Source organism: Streptomyces gottesmaniae (assembly GCF_031845845.1).
GTDB lineage: Bacteria > Actinomycetota > Actinomycetes > Streptomycetales > Streptomycetaceae > Streptomyces > Streptomyces akebiae.
In genome coordinates this window covers 1-19,030 of the sequence record NZ_JAVRFJ010000006.1, presented here as the reverse complement: position 1 = coordinate 19,030, position 19,030 = coordinate 1, and the positions used below count along the sequence as shown (strand labels likewise).

At 72.3% G+C, this 19,030-nt stretch carries 15 protein-coding genes; 10 read left to right on the top strand and 5 right to left on the bottom strand.

Annotation, left to right across the window (positions count from 1 at the left end; translation table 11 throughout):
* The first annotated feature begins 116 nt into the window (after nt 1–116).
* From RM704_RS08840 to RM704_RS08820, 5 genes are all read left to right on the top strand, one after another.
* Nucleotides 117–3,206, top strand: a complete 3,090-nt coding sequence (locus RM704_RS08840; RefSeq protein ID WP_033528573.1) for a glycoside hydrolase family 2 TIM barrel-domain containing protein — start codon at nt 117–119, stop codon at nt 3,204–3,206.
* A 204-nt stretch (nt 3,207–3,410) separates the two neighbouring features.
* Nucleotides 3,411–5,654, top strand: coding sequence for a glycoside hydrolase family 9 protein (locus tag RM704_RS08835; protein WP_033528574.1), 2,244 nt, complete (start codon nt 3,411–3,413; stop codon nt 5,652–5,654).
* 152 nt (nt 5,655–5,806) lie between these two features.
* A complete protein-coding gene (locus RM704_RS08830) occupies nt 5,807–6,052 on the top strand; it encodes a hypothetical protein (RefSeq protein WP_033528575.1) in 246 nt (81 codons plus the stop codon).
* 3 nt (nt 6,053–6,055) lie between these two features.
* The gene (locus RM704_RS08825) at nt 6,056–6,433 is read left to right on the top strand and encodes a toxin Doc (RefSeq protein ID WP_033528576.1); all 378 of its coding nucleotides are present in this window, start codon (nt 6,056–6,058) and stop codon (nt 6,431–6,433) included.
* A 583-nt stretch (nt 6,434–7,016) separates the two neighbouring features.
* The gene (locus tag RM704_RS08820; protein WP_033528577.1) at nt 7,017–8,852 is read left to right on the top strand and encodes an RICIN domain-containing protein; all 1,836 of its coding nucleotides are present in this window, start codon (nt 7,017–7,019) and stop codon (nt 8,850–8,852) included.
* 109 nt (nt 8,853–8,961) lie between these two features.
* Here RM704_RS08820 and RM704_RS08815 read toward each other — a convergent pair whose 3' ends face one another.
* Nucleotides 8,962–10,134 (bottom strand): lactate 2-monooxygenase, encoded by a 1,173-nt coding sequence (locus RM704_RS08815; protein ID WP_033528578.1) that lies wholly within the window; start codon nt 10,132–10,134, stop codon nt 8,962–8,964.
* A gap of 481 nt (nt 10,135–10,615) precedes the next feature.
* On the opposite strand from RM704_RS08815, the gene RM704_RS08810 reads away from it, so the two are divergent.
* Complete coding sequence (locus RM704_RS08810; RefSeq protein WP_033528579.1) at nt 10,616–11,059, top strand: protease inhibitor; 444 nt, start codon at nt 10,616–10,618, stop codon at nt 11,057–11,059.
* Between the two features lie 194 nt (nt 11,060–11,253).
* Here the strand turns inward: RM704_RS08810 and RM704_RS08805 are convergent, their stop codons facing one another.
* The 4 genes from RM704_RS08805 to RM704_RS08790 all read right to left on the bottom strand — a co-directional run bounded on the left by RM704_RS08805 (nt 11,254) and on the right by RM704_RS08790 (nt 13,528).
* Nucleotides 11,254–11,445, bottom strand: a complete 192-nt coding sequence (locus RM704_RS08805; RefSeq protein WP_033528831.1) for a hypothetical protein — start codon at nt 11,443–11,445, stop codon at nt 11,254–11,256.
* 98 nt (nt 11,446–11,543) lie between these two features.
* Nucleotides 11,544–12,002 (bottom strand): STAS domain-containing protein, encoded by a 459-nt coding sequence (locus tag RM704_RS08800; protein WP_033528580.1) that lies wholly within the window; start codon nt 12,000–12,002, stop codon nt 11,544–11,546.
* Nucleotides 12,003–12,180: 178 nt separating this feature from the next.
* Nucleotides 12,181–12,420: a hypothetical protein gene (locus tag RM704_RS08795; RefSeq protein WP_033528581.1), complete on the bottom strand. Its 240-nt coding sequence runs from the start codon at nt 12,418–12,420 to the stop codon at nt 12,181–12,183.
* Nucleotides 12,421–12,505: 85 nt separating this feature from the next.
* Nucleotides 12,506–13,528 (bottom strand): Ppx/GppA family phosphatase, encoded by a 1,023-nt coding sequence (locus RM704_RS08790; protein WP_033528582.1) that lies wholly within the window; start codon nt 13,526–13,528, stop codon nt 12,506–12,508.
* A 167-nt stretch (nt 13,529–13,695) separates the two neighbouring features.
* Here RM704_RS08790 and RM704_RS08785 point away from each other — a divergent pair, with 167 nt between their 5' ends.
* The 4 genes from RM704_RS08785 to RM704_RS08770 all read left to right on the top strand — a co-directional run bounded on the left by RM704_RS08785 (nt 13,696) and on the right by RM704_RS08770 (nt 18,965).
* Nucleotides 13,696–14,250 (top strand): GNAT family N-acetyltransferase, encoded by a 555-nt coding sequence (locus RM704_RS08785; RefSeq protein ID WP_033528583.1) that lies wholly within the window; start codon nt 13,696–13,698, stop codon nt 14,248–14,250.
* Nucleotides 14,251–14,332: 82 nt separating this feature from the next.
* The gene (locus tag RM704_RS08780; RefSeq protein ID WP_033528584.1) at nt 14,333–15,826 is read left to right on the top strand and encodes an ABC transporter substrate-binding protein; all 1,494 of its coding nucleotides are present in this window, start codon (nt 14,333–14,335) and stop codon (nt 15,824–15,826) included.
* Nucleotides 15,827–16,125: 299 nt separating this feature from the next.
* Entirely contained in the window at nt 16,126–17,595 is a 1,470-nt protein-coding gene (locus RM704_RS08775) for an ABC transporter permease subunit (protein ID WP_033528832.1), read from the top strand.
* Complete coding sequence (locus RM704_RS08770) at nt 17,592–18,965, top strand: MDR family MFS transporter (protein WP_438828905.1); 1,374 nt, start codon at nt 17,592–17,594, stop codon at nt 18,963–18,965. The genes RM704_RS08775 and RM704_RS08770 overlap by 4 nt, the downstream gene beginning before the upstream one ends.
* Nucleotides 18,966–19,030 lie beyond the last annotated feature (65 nt).

Genomic DNA, 19,030 nt, shown 5'->3' with positions numbered 1-19,030 from the left:
GACCCGTGGGACGGGTCGTCAGATTTTGTTCGGTCACGATCGCATGTGATGGCTTGTGGGGTTGCGCTCCACGGCTCCCCGGAACGTCCACCCGCACGTTCGACGAAGGGAACACCATGACCGTCACCCGCAGATCCTTACTCGTCGCGGGCACCTCCGCCCCGATGGTGGGAGCACTGGCGGGCACCGCGGCCGCAGCCCCCCGGTCGAGACCCGCCTCCGCCCGCCGGACCGTGCCGCTCCACGACGGTTGGCGCTTCGCCCTGGTCAACCCCGGTGGCATCACCGACCCGACCGGCGCGTACGCCGACGCCGCCCGCCCCGAGTTCGACGACTCCGCCTGGCGACAGGTCGCCGTCCCCCACGACTGGTCCATCGAACTCGCCCCGACCACGGAACACGGCACCACCAGCGGCACCGGCTTCTTCCCCGGCGGCCTCGGCTGGTACCGCACCACCTTCACCCTGCCGCCCTCCCTCGCCGGCAAGCGCATCTCGGTCGAGTTCGACGGCGTCTACATGGACTCCCACATCCACTGCAACGGCACCGAGGTCGGCCGTCACCCCTACGGCTACACCGGCTTCGCCTTCGACCTCACCGATCTGCTGCACACCGACGGCACCACCGAGAACGTCATCGCGGTCAAGGTGCAGAACCGCCTGCCCAGCAGCCGCTGGTACTCGGGCAGCGGCATCTACCGCGAGGCCCGACTGGTCGTCACCGACCCCGTGCACGTGGCGCGCTGGGGCACCTACGTCACCACCCCGGACGTCACCGACAAGCGCGCCCTGGTCCGCGTCCGTACCTCCGTCGTGAACGCCTCCGGCGGCACCGCCGACGTCGAGGTCGTCTCCCGGGTCGTCGACGGTCGTGGCCGGACGGTCGCCCGTACGTCCTCCGCGGTCGCCGTCACCGACACCGCGACCGAGACCCACGAGCTGACCGTCCGCGAGCCGAGGCTGTGGGACTTCGCGGACCCGCACCGCTACACGCTCACCACCGAACTCCGTGTCGGCGGCAGGACCGCCGACGTCCACCGCACCCCCTTCGGCATCCGCACCTTCCGCTTCGACCCCGACGAGGGCTTCCACCTCAACGGCACCCCGCACAAGATCAAGGGCGTCGACCTCCACCACGACCTGGGCGCGCTCGGTGCCGCCGTCAGCGTCGACGCGATCCGCCGACAGATGACGATCATGAAGTCGATGGGGGTCAACGCCTTCCGCACCTCCCACAACCCGCCCTCGCCCGAGATGATCGAGGTCTGCGAAGAACTGGGCATCGTGATGACGGTGGAGGCCTTCGACTGCTGGCGCAGCCCCAAGACCCGTTACGACTACGGCCGTTTCTTCGACGAGTGGGCCGACCGGGACATCACCGAGATGGTGCTCGCGGCCCGCAACTCGCCCGCCGTCGTCATGTGGTCGATCGGCAACGAGGTCTCCGAGTTCACCTCCACCTCCGGCCTCGCCATGGCCGACCGCCTGATCGCCGCCGTCAAGGCCTCCGACGACACCCGCCCGGTCGTCATCGGCTCCCACCGCCACCGCAGCGTCCCCGCCCCCGGCACCCCGGGCGATCTGATCCTGGCCAAGCTCGACGGCCTCGGCCTCAACTACAACACCGCCAAGTCGGTGGACGCCCTGCACGCCCGCTACCCGCACCTGTTCCTCTTCGAGTCGGAGTCGTCCTCGGAGACCTCCACGAGAGGCGTCTACCAGGAGCCCGAACGCCTCAACACCGGCGAGAACCACACACCCGGCAGGCGGGGCGTCTCCTCCTACGACAACAACCTCGCCTCCTGGACGATGAGCGGCGAGTACGGCCACAAGAAGGACCGCGACCGGAAGTGGTTCGCCGGGCAGTTCCTCTGGTCGGGCATCGACTACATCGGCGAGCCCACGCCGTACGACGTCTTCCCGGTGAAGGCGTCCTTCTTCGGCGCGGTCGACACGGCCGGCTTCCCGAAGGACATGTACCACCTCTTCCGGAGCCAGTGGACCAGCGAGCCCATGGTCCATCTGCTGCCGATGACCTGGAACCACGACAGGGGCGACACCGTCGAGGTGTGGGCCTACTCCAACGTCGCCACCGTCGAACTGTTCCTCAACGGAAAGTCCCTCGGGACCAGGAGGTTCGACGAGAAGAAGACCCTCGACGGGCGGACCTACCTGGAGACCACCGAACCCACCGGCGACGACAAGACCTTCACCGACGGCCCGTACCCGGGCAGCTACACCAGCCCCAACGGCAGCGCGGGCAAACTCCACCTCACCTGGAAGGTGCCGTACGCCCCCGGCGAGTTGAAGGCGGTGGCACGGCGCGACGGCAGGGTCGTCGCCACCGATGTCCTGCGCACGGCCGGTGCGCCGCACGCCGTACGGCTCACTGCCGACCGCGAATCCATGACGGCGGACGGGCGTTCGCCGGCCTTCGTCACCGCGGAGATCGTCGACGTCCGGGGTGTGGTCGTCCCCGACGCCGAGCACCTGATCACCTTCGACGTACGGGGAGGTTCCCTCGCGGGCGTCGACAACGGCCGACAGGAGAGCGCCGAGCGCTACCAGGCATCCACCCGGACCGCCTTCGGCGGCAAGGCGCTCGCGATCGTACGGTCGGGCGTCGAGGCGGGCGCGGTGCGCGTGACGGCACGGGTGAAGGGGCTGCGCACCGGGAAGGTGAGCGTGCGTGCCACGGCGGCGCGCGACCGGTCGACGACCCCGGCCGCCGCGTTCGAGCCCGAGCACCCGGCTGCCGTCACCTACCCCCACGCCGACGCCAGTTACTCCGGTCGCCCCGACACCCTGCCCGCCGCCGTCCTCGACGGAGATCCCGCCACCGGCTGGTCCAACGCCTTCCACAAGGCGGCCACCGCCCTGCTGCCCGCGTTCAGCGGGGCCCGGCCCGAGGACTGGATCTCGGTCGACTGGGGGCGGCCCGGGACGGTCGACCGGGTCGAGGTCTCCTTCACCGTCGACGCGGGGCACACCCTGCCCGAGGCCGTCGGGGTCGAGGTGTGGGACGGCGGACGGTACGTCCCCGTCGAGGGCGCGACGATCGACTGGGCCACCGCCTCCGACGCCCCCACGGCGATCACGTTCACCCCGGTGCGCGGCTCCCGCGTCCGGCTCACGCTGACGAGCCGTCATCCGGGCGAGGCGCGCGGCGCGGTGCGGATCAGCAGGCTGGACGTTCTCGCTGTCTGACCGCGTGGCGCCCGGAGGCTGGGAGGTGCCGCTCCGGTCCGGACGGGAAAACCAGTCCCGTCCGGACCGTTGACGGGCTGTCATGTCTCTAACAGCATGGCCAACGTCCGCATCTGGGAGCGCTCCCACGCCCTGTCCCGCACACACTCCACCCCGCACCACCCGTCACCGACTGCGCCCCCACCTCCTCCGAGGAGCCCAGACGTGAAACGACGCAGAACGACCCTGCTCGCCCTGACGACCCTTCTCGCGGCCGCGCTCACCGCGCTGCCCGCCGGCCCGGCTCAGGCCGAGGAGGTCGAACAGGTCAAGAACGGCGCCTTCGACACCACCACCGCGCCCTGGTGGACGACCGGCAACGTCACCGCCGGCCTCACCGACGGCCGCCTCTGTGCCGAGATCCCCGGCGGCACCACCAACCGCTGGGACGCCGCCGTCGGCCAGAACGACCTCACCCTGGTCAAGGGCGAGTCGTACCGCTTCAGCTTCTCCGCCTCCGGCACGCCCCAGGGCAACGTCCTGCGGGCCATCGTCGGCCTGTCCGTGGCCCCGTACGACACCTACTTCGAGGTCAGCCCGCAACTGAACGTCTCGGGCGACTCCTACTCGTACACGTTCACCTCGCCCGTCGACACCACCCAGGGCCAGGTGGGCTTCCAGGTCGGCGGCAACGCGGACCCGTTCACCTTCTGCATGGACGACGTGTCGCTGCTCGGCGGGGTGCCGCCGGAGGTGTACGAGCCCGACACCGGGCCCCGGGTGCGGGTCAACCAGGTCGCGTACCTGCCCGCCGGGCCCAAGAACGCCACCCTGGTGAGCGACGCGACGGCGCGGCTCCCCTGGCAGTTGAAGAACGCCGCAGGGGCCGTGGTCGCCCACGGGCGGAGCACCCCGCGCGGTCTCGACGCCTCCTCCGGGCAGCACGTCCACTCGATCGACTTCGGCGCCCACCGGGGGCGCGGCACCGGCTTCACCCTGGTCGTCGACGGCGAGACCAGCCGCCCCTTCGACATCGACCCGGCCGCCTACGAACGCCTCCGCCTGGACTCGCTGAAGTACTACTACACCCAGCGCAGCGGCACCCCGATCGACGACGACCTGCGCCCCGGCTACGGCCGCGCCGCCGGCCATGTCGACGTGGCCCCCAACCAGGGCGACGGGAACGTGCCCTGCCAGCCCGGCGTCTGCGACTACCGACTCGACGTCAGCGGCGGCTGGTACGACGCGGGCGACCACGGCAAGTACGTCGTCAACGGCGGTATCTCCACCTGGGAGGTGCTGAGCACCTACGAGCGCGCGCTGCACGCCCGCACGGGGAAGGCCGGAAAGCTCGGCGACGGCTCGCTGGACATCCCCGAGAGCGGCAACAAGGTGCCCGACCTGCTGGACGAGGTCCGCTGGGAGCTGGACTTCCTGCTGAAGATGCAGGTGCCGCAGGGCGAGCCCCTGGCGGGCATGGCCCACCACAAGATCCATGACGAGCAGTGGACCGGCCTGCCGCTGATGCCCGCCGACGACCCGCAGAAGCGCGAACTGCACCCGCCGAGCACGGCGGCCACCCTGAACCTGGCGGCGACGGCCGCCCAGGCGGCCCGCCTCTACCGCCCCCACGACCCCGCCTTCGCCGCGAAGGCCCTCACCGCGGCCCGCACGGCGTGGGCGGCGGCCCTGGAACACCCGGCCGTGTACGCCTCCGAGAGCGACGGCATCGGCGGCGGCACCTACGCCGACAACAACGTCACCGACGAGTTCTACTGGGCGGCCGCCCAGTTGTACCTGACCACCGGCGAGAAGGCCTTCCAGGACCACGTCCTCGCCTCACCCGTGCACACCGCCGACATCTTCGGACCCATCGGCTTCGACTGGGCCCGCACGGCCGCCGCCGGCCGCCTCGACCTCGCGACCGTGCCGAACAAGCTGCCCGGCCGCGACAAGGTCCGCCAGTCCGTGGTCAAGGCCGCCGACCGCTACCTGGCCACCCTGAAGGCCCACCCGTACGGCATGCCGTACGCACCCGACAACAACCTCTACGACTGGGGCTCCAACCACCAGATCCTCAACAACGCGGTCGTCGTCGCCACGGCGTACGACATCAGCGGGGCGTCCAAGTACCGGGAGGGCGCGCTCCAGAGCATGGACTACCTCTTCGGCCGCAACGCCCTCAACATCTCCTACGTCACCGGCTACGGCGAGGTCGACGCCCGCAACCAGCACGCCCGCTGGTACGCCCACCAGCTCGACCCGGACCAGCCCAACCCGCCGAGGGGAACCCTCGCGGGCGGCCCGAACTCGGGCATCCAGGACCCCTACGCGCAGAGCAAACTCCAGGGCTGCGTCGGCCAGTTCTGCTACATCGACGACATCCAGTCCTGGTCGACCAACGAGCACACGATCAACTGGAACGCGGCGCTGGCGCGCATGGCGTCGTTCGTCGCGGACCAGAGCTGACACCTCACCGCGCACGCGTGCGGCCGATGTCCTCCGGGACGTCGGCCGCCGTGTCTCCGGGGCCCGGCCGTCCCCCACGCTTCGGTACCGCCCTCCATCGCCTCCGACCTGCGATTATTTACGGGTAAGTACCCTAGCGGTACCGTTGGCGCATGCCAGCTCTGAATGTGGAGTTCAGCGACCGCGAGCTCGAGGATCTGCGGCAGATGGCCAAGGAGCGCGGTACGTCGATGAAGGCGCTCGTGCGCGAGGCCGCCGCGGCCGACATCGTGCGGCACCGGGCGCTGAAGGAGGGCGCGGAGGCCTTCCGGGAGTTCTTCACCGCGCACGCCGACGAGTTCGCCGCCGCCTTCCCGGACGACGAACCCGCCGCCAAGGCGGAGGGGCGGGCCGTCTGACCGATGGCTCCCGTCATCCACATCGACGTGCCCTGGCTGCTCCAGCGACACGAAGAGGTCATGCCCGAGCAGCCCACCGTCAACGACTTCTCGGCACTCGTCGCCGCCGTGGCCCGGCACCGTGTCGACCCGCCGCGCCTCGGGGTCGACTCCGACCCGGCCTGGCGGGCCGCGGCGCTGCTGCACACCCTCGCCCTGCTCAAGCCCCTGCCGGCCGCCAACGCCCGTTTCGCCTGCGCGACGGCCGTGGCGTACATGTTCGTCAGCGGTGTCGGCATCGATCCGCCGTACGGGGCCCTCGTGGATCTCGCGCGCGACCTGATCTCCGGGAAGACCGACGTCTACGGGGCGGCGGACCGGCTGCGGTCCTGGCAGATCTGAGCGGGCCGGAGAGTCCGGGGAGTGGGCGGAGGGCGTTGTCCCGTGGAGGGTGTCGCCCCCCGGGGCCGCCGACCGAGGGCGGGAGGATCAAGGTCGGCGGCCGTTTCGCGCGGGAGAGCCGCCGTCCCGAGCGGGGCCTTCCGAGGTGGCCGGGTTCAGTGAACAACGGACTGTCGGCGTGCCGGGAGCGTGCGCGGGCCGCCGAGGTGTGCGTGCGATTCACACGGGGTGCTTGAAGGCTTGAGCATTATGGAACCGGAGTGGTTCGTTCTGCGAAGCGGAAGCATTCGTACCGGTCATCTGACCTGCTTTTAGTGATGCGGATGTTGCCCAGGTGCCTTGTTAGTCATGAGTAACTTGTGCAAGGGTGAACTTCCTGCGCAGGGGCAATGGCCCGGCCGGAAAGGCCATTTGGCTTTCCCGGTCGCCGAAGGGCCCAAAAGGCTCACGGAAGGCGGCCATCGTGCGGCTCCGTCCCCGGCCGCATTCCCGGCGCCCGCCAAAAAGGTACGCACCAATCCAGGGCCCTTTTCGGCGGCCACAACTCCGTGTGCCATCTTGTGCCTTGGAAGGAACCCGCTCTGTGCACACCCCCCACCCTCCCCGCCCCACTTTTCCGCCCGCCCCCGGGCCGGTGCCCGGAGAGTCCGACGAGACTCTCGCCGCCCGGCTGAGGGGATGGCCGGAGGGCGGTACCGGCGATCCCATCGCCCTGTTGATGGCACGGCACTGGCAGCCGACCTACGACTACGCGGTCATCTGCCTCGCCACCCAGTCGCAGGTCGCCTCGATGGTCACCGCGACCGCCTTCCACCGGGTGCTCGACGGGCTGATGCGGGGCGAGTCGGGTGTCGCCCTGCGGCCCCGGCTGCTGGTGGCCGCGCGCGACACCGTCAAGGAGTGGTCCGCGGAAGGGGGCGTCTCCGGCGTGCTGCCGGATCTGCGCAAACCCGCCGGCGGGCGCGGTATGCGGGCGGCGAAGTCGATGACGCCCGAAAACCGCAAGCTCATCGAGCGCTCATTCCAGGCCCTCCCGGCGGTCGCCCAGTGCCTGTTGTGGCACACCGAAGTAGAAGCCGAAACGATAACCATACCCACTGGTCTTCTCGGGCTGGACACCGACAGCGCGGTCGCCACCCTGGAGCAGGCACGGGACAAATTCCGTGAGGGCTGCGTCCGGGCCCACCGGGAACTCGCGCCCTCCAAGGATTGCCGCTTCTACAACCGACTGCTGGACGTGCCCATTCGCCGCGGCGGCGCCCTCCTGCCGGACGTCCAGCAGCATCTGCTGGAGTGCCGCTACTGCCGTTACGCGGCCGAGCAACTCAGCCATTTCGAGGGCGGACTGGGCGGGGTCATCGCCGAAGCCGTCCTCGGCTGGGGCGCCCGGCGCTATCTCGACTCCCGGCCCGGCCGGATGCCGCAGAAGGGCGCGTCGAGGCGCCCCGGGAGCGGCGGCCGGCACCGGCTGCTCTCCCAGATCCCCGCGCAGCGCCGCCGGATCACCTCCGGAGCGCGCAACCCCCGCGCCCTGCTCACCGTCGGCGTCTCCTCGGGCGCCCTGATCGCGGCGATCCTGGGCGCCGCGTTCCTCTCGGACGACGGCAGCGGCGCCGACCCCGCCGCCTCCACCAGCGCCACCGGGGGCGTCGCCACGGCGCCGGACACCGGCAACGAGGCCACCAGCGGCAGTGCTTCGCCCACCCCGCCGGCCTCGGCCGGACGCCCCACGGCACCCCAGCAGACCCGGCTGCGCAACCAGGCCGCCGACCTGTGCCTCGACATCGCGGGCGGCAAGGCCGTGAAGGGCGCCTCGACCGAACTCGCGGTGTGCGACTCCGCCTGGACCCAGAAGTGGTCCTACGAGGAGGACGGTCTGGTGCGCAGCGTCGCCAACCCCGAGCTGTGCCTGGACTCCCAGGTGGACGCCGGCGTCGTCGTCCTCGGCGGCTGCGCGGACGAGCGCTCCAAGCGGGGCGACGACGTCCGCTACGACTTCACCGTCCAGGGCGAGTTGCTGCCCCGGTGGGGCGAGGGGCTCGCCATGGCCCCCATCGGCACGGAGCCCAAGTCGGACGTCGTCGTCAAGGTCCGGGACAGTTCCACCGAGCAGCGCTGGCTCACCGACGGGGTGACCGCCAGCCCCGAGTCCTTCTCGGTCTCCGGCTCGGAGGCGCCCACGCCCGAGACCGAGCCGGTCTCCGAGGAACCGGACACCGACGACGCCTCTCCGACGCCGGGCACGAAGAAGTCCGACACCCCGGCGCCGAACGCCACGCCGGAGGCCGAGGTCGGACAGGGCGGGTCCGTCCTGTCGGTACGCGACGAGGCGGAGGCCGAGGGGTCGGAGCCGGTGAGTCCCCTGACGCCGCTGACGTCCGTCGACGTCCCGGAGCTGCTGACGGGCCTCGGGCTGTAGGAGGGTCGTTGTCCGGGTGCTGGGCCGGTGGGGGGCTGGTCGCGCGGTTCCCCGTGCCCCTGAACAGGCCTTGCGGTCCTCATCAAAAAAAGCACGGGACGCGGCCCCTTCAGGACGAGGTGCCCCCGGCCAGGCAGCCCGCGTCCACGGACCCAGGGGCCCGATGCCCGGACAACGCCAGCGTGAGGTCGAACTCGGCGAGCAGGCAACGGACGACGTGTTCCACCCCCGCCTGCCCGTCGAGCGCCAGCCCGTACACGTACGGCCGCCCCAGCAGCACGGCGGACGCCCCGAGCGCCAGCGCCTTGAAGACGTCGTCGCCCGTACGCACACCACTGTCGAAGAGCACCGTCAGCCGATCACCCACGGCCCGGACCACGTCCGCCAGCGCGTCCGCCGCTCCGACACCTCCCGCCACCTGCCGCCCCCCGTGGTTGGAGACGACCACCCCGTCCATCCCCGCGTCCGCGGCGAGCCGCGCGTCGTCGGGGTGCAGCACGCCCTTCAACACGATCGGCCCGTCCCAGTGTTCACGCAGGAACGCGAGGTCGGGCCACGTCTTCCCGGGATCGCCGAACATCCCCGCGAAATGCAGCACGGCCGCGTTCGGATCCTCGTGGACCGGTTTGTCGAGTCCCGCTCGGAACGCCGGGTCGGAGAAGTAGTTGGCGGTGCCGACGCCGTGCAGGAACGGCAGATACGCCCGCTCCAGATCGCGGGGCCGCCAACCGAGCAACGGCGTGTCGAGGGTGACGACGAGCACGGAGTAGCCGGCGCCCTTCGCCCGCTCCAGGAAGCTCCGGGTGACCTCACGGTCCTTCGCCCAGTACAGCTGGAACCAGCGCTCCGCGTCACCCATGGCTTCCGCGACCTGCTCCATGGGCGTACTGGACGCCGAGGACAGGATGTACGGCACGCCCTGCGCGGCGGCGGCCCGTGCCGCCGCCGGCTCCGCCTCCGGGTGCACGATCGACAGGACGCCGACCGGGGCGAGCGCCACCGGCGCCGGCAGCGCGCGGCCCAACACCTCCACGGACAGGTCGCGTTCGCCCACGTCCCGCAGCAGCCGGGGCACGATCCGGTGCCGCTCCAGGGCCTCCCGGTTGGCGCGGGCCGTGCTGCCGTTCCCCGCGCTCCCCGCCACGTAGCCGGCCGGACCGGCATCGAGCCGGTGCTCGGCCAGCTCCTCCAGCCGGGTCAGGTCCATGGGCAGCCGGGGCACGGCCCCGCCCATCCCGCCCAGGTAGATCTCGTACTGGAAGTCCGCCCAGTGCTTCGCCATCCGTCCGCCCTGCCCCTCACCGTAGACAACGCCCCGCGCCCGACAACGCCTCGTGTCGCCGACGATCCTGACGAGCCGTGCGGGCGCCGTCCACCTCCCGTCCACCTCCCGGGCGCCTCGCGGACGTCTTCGCAGGTCCGATGGATGAAGCGTCCACCATCCCCGGTCGCTTCGGGGGCCGTTCGGGCGGTTGTCGCGGGCCGAAGCGGAATGTTTCAGGCCGATTGCCCAGCGGTGGAGATCCGGCCATTCATGATCATGGGGCGGTCGAGAACCGCTCAGAATCGGGGTTTGCATGTTCGAATTCCGTGACTTCTAGCCACTGATTCAATACTCAAAGTTACCGAAACCCATGGGTTCGATGTGTGTTCCGGCCTGCGACCCGGCAGACTCGCGCTCGCCGAACCGGCACCGTCCGGGCCGGCTTCGTACACGCGACCGATGTGACGGGGCCGTCCGGGCACTCCTGCAGAGCGGAAGGATGCACACCATGCCGAAGACCGCGCGCCTGGCAGCGACTCTCACCCTGACGGCCGCCGTCGTCTGCGGTCCCCTCGCGGGGCCCGCGCTCGCGGCCCCCGAGCCCGCCGCGAAGGGGCTCTACGCCCCGTCGGCCCTGGTGCTGACCGTGGGCCACGGCGAGACCTCGGCCACCGTCACCCCCGAGCGCGCCGTCACCCTGAGCTGTGCGCCGAAGCCCGCCGGCACCCATCCGGCGCCCGTCGACGCCTGTGCCGAACTCAGCTACAGCGACGGTGATTTCGAGGCCCTGAGCCGCAGCGCCGGGGCGATGTGCACCAAGCAGTTCGACCCGGTGATCGTCACCGTGCACGGCGTCTGGCAGGGCAAGCGCGTCGCGTACGAGCGCACCTTCGCCAACGAGTGTCTGAAGGACTCCGCCGCGAGCGTGCTGTACGCCTTCTGAACCTCCCGTACGACACGGTCGCCCGACGGCGGCCGTAGGACCGGGGTTGCGTGGCCCCGTGAGTGATGAGCGAGGGCCCGTGGCTGGGGAGCGCGAGCCCTGTCGCGGTGTGCCACGCGATCCCCGTCCGGGGGCCGGCCGAAGCGGAGTGGGGCCGCGGGCCGGCCCCCGGCATCATGCCGGGGCCCGGTGGGTCACTCGGCGGTGACGGTCCAGCGGCCGACCTCCTGGTGACCGGAGTCGTACAGGGGCTGCCCGTCCCCGGGGCTGATCTCGCAGTGCCTGAGGTTGCCGCCCCAGTAGCGCAGGATGCGCTCCAACTCCTGGACGGTGGTGCCCTCGTCCCAGTCCGTGCTGTCCAGGTCGACTTCGAGAAGGAACTTCACTTCGCGCGTCTCCACTTCTGTGTCCCTCTGATTCCGCGCCGGTGTCCGCCGGAACGGTGTGTGCCTGCCGCAGGTCCTTCAATCGTTTCATTGAAGTGCTACTTGAGACTTGGCCGTTGGGGAGGAGGGGACGGGGGAGACGCGGGCGGGACGCCCGGGAGCGGCGGGAAACGGCCCAGCAGACCGGCGGCGCGCAGCAAGCGGTGCATCCGGGGCTGGTCGGAGACGAGACGGAGCCGCCCGCCGCGTGACCTGGCGGTGGCCTCCGCTCTGCAGAGCACGCGCAGCCCCGAGCAGTCGAAGAAGGCGACGCGGCGCAGGTCGACGAGCACGTCCGGCGGGGCCGCGCCGGTGGCGGCGGCCGTCAGATGGTCGGCCAGGGACCCCGCCGACGCCATGTCGATCTCACCCGAGACCTCGACGACGACGAAGGGGCCGATCCGGCGGGTGCGGGCATACGGGTTGGCCGCCACCGACCCGGACTCCGGCCCGGATCCGGACTCTGGGGCCGTGCCCTCGGGGCGAGGGGCGGCGCGGTCATGGGCATCCGGAGTCATGGCGGCTCCACCTTGTCAGGGGTAGGGCGCATTGGATCCGATTAGCTACCCCGGCGCGGAGCAGGCCATCCCTTTCGCGCCCCGTGCAAGATCTACGACACTCGAAAAGGTGAATTGACGCCCCGCGTATTGACTTTTGGGAAGGGGTTGTCGCCCAGGCCAGGCCAGGCCAGGGGTCCTAGTCGTGGTGGGACTCCTCCTGGGCCCGCTCGTTGGGCGTGATCGCGTCGCCCGCCTCGCCGTGGTGGCGACGGCGCCTCTCGGAGTCGGTGACGTCCGTCTCGGCCCGCTCCGCCTCGTGCAGGACCTCGTCGAGGGCGGTGTCGGGCTTGTCCTCCCCGGTGTGCCTGCCGTGCCGGTCGTGACCGTGGTGCTTGTCGTGCTTGTCGTCCGGGTTCCGCTTGTCGTGGTGGGTCATGGGGTGCTCCTTCCCGTGCGGTCGGGTGAGGTTGGGTCGGTCGGAGTGGGATGAGGGGGAGTGAGGCGGGCTCGGCCGGCCGCGCTCAGCGGGCCGGTGCCGCGATCCGCAGGGGGACCGCGCCCGGCGTGCCGGAACCGGCCGACTCGGTGGCCTCGACGTCCCGGGACACCTCCGACCACCACGCCGGACCGTCCTCGATGTGCCGCAGCAGGACGCCCTCGCGGATCGCCCAGGGGCAGATCGTCACGCTCTTCAGGCCGGCGAGCTTCATCGTGGTGTGCCCGACCAGAGCCCCGGCGAGGCTCTGTGTCGCGCGGGGCGCGGAGATGCCCGGCAGGGTGGCCCGCTGGGCCGCGGGCAGGGCGGCGAGACGGGTGATGGCCTCGCCGAGGTCCGCGCACCGCAACTCCCGTTCCACGAACGGCCCGTGGCGGCCCGGCGCGGATCCGCACAGCCGGGAGAGTTGCTGGAAGGTGCGCGAGGTGGCCACGGCCGTGCGCGGCCCCTCCCAGCGGATGCGCGCCGAGACGTCCCGGAGTTGATGACGGACCTTGCGGCGCAGCGCCTTGATGCTGTCCGGCGACGGCGGGTCCTGCCCGTGGAAGAACTCGTGCGTCAGCCGGTTCGCGCCCAGCGGCAGCGAGGCCACGAAGTCCGGCAACCGTCCCCGCCCGAAGGCCACCTCCAGCGAGCCGCCGCCGATGTCCAGCAGCGCCAGCGGCCCCGACCGCCAGCCCATCCACCGCCGCGCCCCGAGGAAGGTGAGCTCGGCCTCCACCTCGCCGGGCAGCGTGCAGATCGGCACGCCGGTCTCCGCGCGCACGGTGCGCAGCACCTCCCGGCAGTTCGGCGCGGACCGCACCACGGCGGTCGCGAACGCCAGCGGCGTCGCCGCCCCCCATCTCTCCGCCGTCCGGGCCGCCGCCGTGACCGCCTGGCACAACCGCCGTACGGCTTCGTCGGGCACATCACCCCCGGGTGGTACCTGCTCGGACAACCGCAGGCGCCACTTGGCGGTGTGCACCGGCAGCGGCACACCTCCCTCGGCGTCCGCCACCACGAGCCGTACCGTGTTCGATCCCACATCCACCACGCTCATCCGCATGACCTCCGGAGTACCCGGTAGTCGCCTCAACACGCGTGTCCCGTACGGCGGCCGGTGGCGCGCCGTCGCATCCAGGCCGACCACGCGCCGCGGGGCACCACCGCGCGGAAGGGCCGCGATCCGAACCCCTGATCGGAATGATCAGACTTATTGCATATGATGCGCAGGTGCAGCACTACGACATCAGGGTGGCAGGGCCCGAGGACCTCGACGGCGCGCGGACGGTGATGCTCGACACCGTCTACCGGGACTTCGGCACGGGTTATGTGCCGCGCTGGCACGGCGACATCATCGATCTGCGGAGCGCGTACGTCGCCCCGGAGCGCCATGTGCTCCTGGTGGCGGTCGACGAGCGGGACGGCGCGGTCGTCGCCACGGGCGCACTGGACTCCCGGGGTCCCGCCCATCCGCCCAACCCCCGTTGGCTGGCCGAGCGTTACCCGTCCGGGGAGACCGCCCAGCTGCGCCGCGTGTACGTCCGCGCCGAGCACCGGCGACGCGGGCTGGCCCGGCGGCTGGTCGCCGCGCTGCTGGACTTCGCGGCGGCCGACGGTGGTTACCGCTCCGTGTATCTGCACACCGACCCCGGGGTGCCCGGTGCCGAGGACTTCTGGCGTTCGCAGGGTGTGGCCGTGTGCGACGAGCGCGAGACGACCGGGGAACGGGTGGTGCACTTCGAGGTCCCGGTGCCCATGGCGGCGATCCCCGCGCCGGTTAGATGAAAATCATTCCCATGTAGTCTGCGTGCGCGCCCGCCCGCCGCCCCATGCCCCACCGCCCGTCCCCCACAGAGAACCAAGGACCATGCGCTCTCCCCGCCGCCGTCGCGCCGTCGCCGGCCTGCTCCTCGCCCCCCTGCTGACCGGTTGCTTCGCCTCGGGCGGGGGGACGGCCGACGACGCCTCCGGCGACGGCTCCCGGCTGCGCGTGGCCCTCGCCTTCCCGCCCGCCGAGAACCTCTCGCCGTACGGCGCCGACGCCACCCTCCTCAGCCGACTGGGTGTCACCGAAGGACTCACCAAGCTGGACGCCAACGGCGTCGCGGCCCCCGCGCTCGCCGAGTCCTGGACCCGCGAGAACGACCGGAACTGGCTCTTCACCCTGCGTGAGGCCACCTTCCAGGACGGCACCGAGCTCACCCCGGCCACTGTCGCCGCCGCCCTCACCCGGGCCACCGAGGCCGAGCCGGTCACCGCCGCGCTCTCCGGCACCGCGCTCACGGCGAAGGCCGACGGCGACCGCCGGGTGCGCGTCACCACCGAGGAACCGGACCCCGCCCTGCCGTTGCGGCTCAGCAGCCCGGGCCTCGCGATCCTGTCCGCCAAGGCCTACGGCGCCGAGCGCGTGAACCCGGTCGGCACGGCCACCGGCCCCTTCGAGATCACCGAGGTCACCGGCACCAGCGGGGCCACCCTGGACCGCTTCGACGGGTACTGGGGCGGGCGCGCCCAGGCGAGCGGCATCGACGCCAGGTTCATAGCCGACGGCTCCGCCCGCACCAACGCGCTGCGCACCGGCCAGGTCGACCTGGCCGAGGCCGTCCCCGTCTCGCAGGCCGCCACCCTCGACAAGGGCACCCGCCGCGAGACGGCCACCACCCGCACCACCAGCCTTCTCCTCAACACCGAGTCCGGCGCCTTCGAGGACCCGAAGCTACGGGCCGCCGCCCGCGAGGCCGTCGACGGCTCCGTCCTGGCACAGGACGTGTACGAGGGCCACGCGGACGCCGGCGTCGGCATCTTCGGCCCCGCCGTGACCTGGGCCGCCGGCAAGCGAGTCGAACCGGCCGGCCGCGCCGAGGCCGCCGACCCCGACGGCACCTCCGTGACCATCGCCACGTACGACAACCGGCCCGAACTGCCCGAGGTCGCCCAGGTGCTGCAACAGCAGCTCAGGGAGGCCGGGTTCGAGGTGAAGCTGGAGGTCCGCGAGTACTCGCGGCTGGAGAGCGACGCCCTCGCCGGCAAGTTCGACGCGTTCGTCGGCGCCCGCAACTCCCTGCTCGACACCGGCGACCCCGTCTCCATCCTGGCCAGCGACTTCACCTGCGACGGCAGCTACAACCTCGCCCTGCTCTGCGACAAGAAGGTCGACCGGGCCGTCGCCGCCGCCGAGAAGGAATCCGACACCGCCGAGCGGCAGCAGGCGGCCATGAACGCCGAGGCAGCGATCCTCGGCACCGACGCGACCGTCCCGCTCGTCCACCAGCGGATCATCACCGGCGTCGGCGACTCGGTGCGGGGCGTGATCCTCGACCCGTACGAGCGCACGCTGGTCGGAACGGGGACCCGGCGCTGATACGGGCACTCTGGCGGGCCCTGCTCGCCGCCGGTCTCCTGTGCGGCATCGGCCTGCTGCCGTGGCTGTCACGCACCGACCCGGCGCTCACCGTCCTCAAGGCACGCTCGGCCGAACGCGACCCGACGCCGGAGGTCCTGGCGGCCGTACGCGACGAACTCGGCCTCGACGCGGGCCCCCTGAGGCTCCTGGGGGAGTGGTTCGGCGGCCTGGCGCGCGGTGACGCGGGCCGGTCATGGATCTCCGGCGCCGAGGTCACCCCGTCCGTCGTGCAGGCCCTCGGTGTCTCCCTGCTGCTGATGACCGCCGCGCTCGTCGTCGCGGCGGCCACGGCCGCGGCGGTCTGCGCCCGCACCCTGTGGCTCGGCGCGCACCGCCGCCTCGACGACCGCCGAGGCGGCGGCAGCGGAGCCGCGATGCTCGCCGCGCTGCCCGAGTTCCTCACCGCCTCCGTGCTCGCCGTCGTCGTCGGGGTGCACCTCGGCTGGCTGCCCGCGCTCGGCTGGTACGGGCCGCGGTGGACGGTGCTGCCCGCCCTCGCCCTGGGCCTGCCCGCCGGCGCGCTGCTCGGCCGGATGCTCGGCGACCTGCTGCCCGGCGCCTTCGCCGAACCCTGGGCGCTGGCCGCCGCCGCACGAGGCATACCCGGGCGGGCCACCGCCCGCCACGCCGTACGCCGCTGCGTACCCGGACTGCTGCCGAACCTCGGGCTGTTCGTGGTCGGCCTCACCGGCGGCGCCGTCACCGTCGAGCAGGTCTTCGACATACCCGGCCTCGGCCGCACCACCCTCCAGGCCGCCCTCGCCCAGGACCTCCCCGTCCTCCAGGCCGGCACCCTCGCCCTCGTCCTGCTGGCCGCCGTGGCCGGGACCCTCGCCCGCCTCGCCGCCCAGCGCCTCGTCGGCCCCGCCCTCCGCGACGGCGCGCTGCACTCCCTGCACCGCCCCGTCCCATCGGCCCCGAGCCGCGCCCCCCTGCTGCACGGCGCGCTGCTGCTGGCGGTCGTCGCGGTCGGCCTGCCCCGCGACCCGCTGGTCCTCGACACCGGCGCCCGGCTCCGGCCCCCGTCCTGGGCCCACCCGTTGGGCACCGACGCACTCGGACGCGATCTCCTCGCCCGCATCGGGCACGGCGCCTTCACCACCCTCGCCCTGGCCGTGGCGATCAGCGCCGCCGCGCTGCTGACGGGCGTCCTGTTCGGGCTGCTGCCCCGCTTCTCCGGGCCCCTCGTCGACACCGTCAACGCCGTGCCCGCGGTCCTCGCGGGTCTCCTCGTCGCCGGCGTGGCGGGCGGCGGAGCGGCGACACCCGCGCTGGCCGTGGCCGCCGTCGCCTGGGTACCGCTGGCCGCGCACACCACCGCCCTGCTCGAACAGGAACGGGCCACGACCCACATCACGGCCACGAAGGGGCTGGGCGCGGACGACGCCTATCTGCTCCGCCGCGAGCTGCTTCCCGCCGTGCTGCCACCCGTAGCCCGCCACGCCCTCCTGCGCCTGCCCGGCGTGGCCCTCGCCCTGACCTCCCTGGGCTTCCTCGGCCTCGGCGCGCAGCCGCCGGACCCGGAATGGGGCCTCCTCCTCGCCGAGAACCAGCCCTACGCCGAACGCGCCCCCTGGGCCGTCCTCGCCCCCGCCGCCGCGCTCGCCCTCCTCGGCGCGCTCGCGGTCACGGCGGCGGGCGGGGTGCGGTGGCCGCGCCGTCCGCTCGCCGGGGCCGTACGCCGACCGAAGCCCACCGCCGCCCCCACCGTCGGAGAGACCGGATGACCGAGCCCGAGCAGCGCCCCACCGCAACGCCCGCGGGGCGAACGACCGGAGACAGGGCCGAGAAGGAGCAAGGCACACGCGAGCCGGTCGGGAGCGCGGGCGCCGGGAGGCGGGCCGACCAGAGCGAGGCGGCCGGGGGCGCGGTCGGCAAGGAGTCGCGGCGCGGTACGTGGGCCAGGCTCAACCCCCTCCTGCGGCTGCTGATCCTCACCCAGCTCGCTTTCAACGTCGGCTTCTTCGCGGTGCTGCCGTTCCTCGCCGAGCACCTCGGTACGGCGATCGGCATGGCCGGCTGGATGGTCGGCTTCGTGCTGGGACTGCGCACCTTCAGCCAACAGGGGCTGTTCGTGGTCGGCGGCGCCCTGGCCGACCGGTACGGCGTACGGCCCGTGGTGCTGGCCGGCTGCGTGCTGCGGATCGCCGGGTTCGCGTGGCTCGGGTACGCGGACGAGACCTGGTCCGTCATCGGGTCGGTCCTGCTGATCGGTCTCGCCGCCGCGCTCTTCTCCCCGGCCGTCGAGTCCGAGGTGGCCCGGCAGGCGGTGGTGTGGGAGGAGTCGGGCGGCGGCCCCCGTACGAGCGTGCTCGCGCTGTTCACGGTGGCGGGGCAGGCCGGGGCGTTCGTCGGCCCGCTGATCGGCGCGCTGTTGCTGGCCGTGGACTACCGGGTGGTCTGCCTCGCGGGCGCGGGTGTCTTCGTCCTCGTCCTCGCCGGGCACTTCAGGTTGCTGCCGCAGCACATTCCGGGGCGGGAGCGGGTCGAGGTGCGCGGCGGTCTCGGCGGGCTGCTGCGCAACCGGCGGTTCCTGGCCTTGTGCTGCGCGTACGGGGCGTACCTGCTGGCGTACAACCAGCTGTACCTGCTCCTGCCCGACGAGGTGGAGCGGGCCACGGGATCGCAGGCGGCGCTGGCCTGGCTGTTCGGGCTGTCGTCGCTGCTGGTCGTGGCGGCGCAGCTGCCGGTGACGCGGTGGGTGGCGGAGCGGCTGGACCTGCGTCGGTCCATGACGGTGGGGCTGTCGCTGATAGCCGCCGGGTTCGTGGTGGTGGCTGTGGCGTTGCCCGCGGGGTGGACGGGTGGCGCGGGGCTGCTGCCTGCCGCCGGGTTCGTGGTGTTGCTGACGGTGGGGCAGATGCTGGTGGCTCCGGCCGCGCGGGCGTGGGTGCCGGATCTCGCGGCTGAGAGGCGGCTCGGGCTCTACACCGGGGCGATGTCGTCCGTGTCGGGGTTGATCGTGTTGGTGGGGAGCGCGGGGACGGGGGCCTTGATGGACGCGGGGGTGCCGGGGGTCGTGCCGTGGGTGGTGCTCGCGGTGGTTCCGGCCGCCTCGGTGCTGCTGCTGCCGCGCCGGCGTTCCGCTCGACCGTAGACGGGTCCGCTGTCGGGTGCGGGTGGGTGGGGGCTGGTCGCGCAGTTCCCCGCGCCCCTGAAAAG

Coding starts and splice junctions, on each gene's coding strand:
- RM704_RS08825 (WP_033528576.1), top strand. CDS start 6,056: ATGGCTCCCGTCATCCACATCGACGTGCCCTGGCTGCTCCAGCGACAC.
- RM704_RS08780 (WP_033528584.1), top strand. CDS start 14,333: ATGCGCTCTCCCCGCCGCCGTCGCGCCGTCGCCGGCCTGCTCCTCGCC.
- RM704_RS08790 (WP_033528582.1), bottom strand. CDS start 13,528: ATGCGGATGAGCGTGGTGGATGTGGGATCGAACACGGTACGGCTCGTG.
- RM704_RS08830 (WP_033528575.1), top strand. CDS start 5,807: ATGCCAGCTCTGAATGTGGAGTTCAGCGACCGCGAGCTCGAGGATCTG.
- RM704_RS08795 (WP_033528581.1), bottom strand. CDS start 12,420: ATGACCCACCACGACAAGCGGAACCCGGACGACAAGCACGACAAGCAC.
- RM704_RS08800 (WP_033528580.1), bottom strand. CDS start 12,002: ATGACTCCGGATGCCCATGACCGCGCCGCCCCTCGCCCCGAGGGCACG.
- RM704_RS08775 (WP_033528832.1), top strand. CDS start 16,126: ATGACCGCCGCGCTCGTCGTCGCGGCGGCCACGGCCGCGGCGGTCTGC.
- RM704_RS08810 (WP_033528579.1), top strand. CDS start 10,616: ATGCACACCATGCCGAAGACCGCGCGCCTGGCAGCGACTCTCACCCTG.
- RM704_RS08840 (WP_033528573.1), top strand. CDS start 117: ATGACCGTCACCCGCAGATCCTTACTCGTCGCGGGCACCTCCGCCCCG.
- RM704_RS08770 (WP_438828905.1), top strand. CDS start 17,592: ATGACCGAGCCCGAGCAGCGCCCCACCGCAACGCCCGCGGGGCGAACG.
- RM704_RS08815 (WP_033528578.1), bottom strand. CDS start 10,134: ATGGCGAAGCACTGGGCGGACTTCCAGTACGAGATCTACCTGGGCGGG.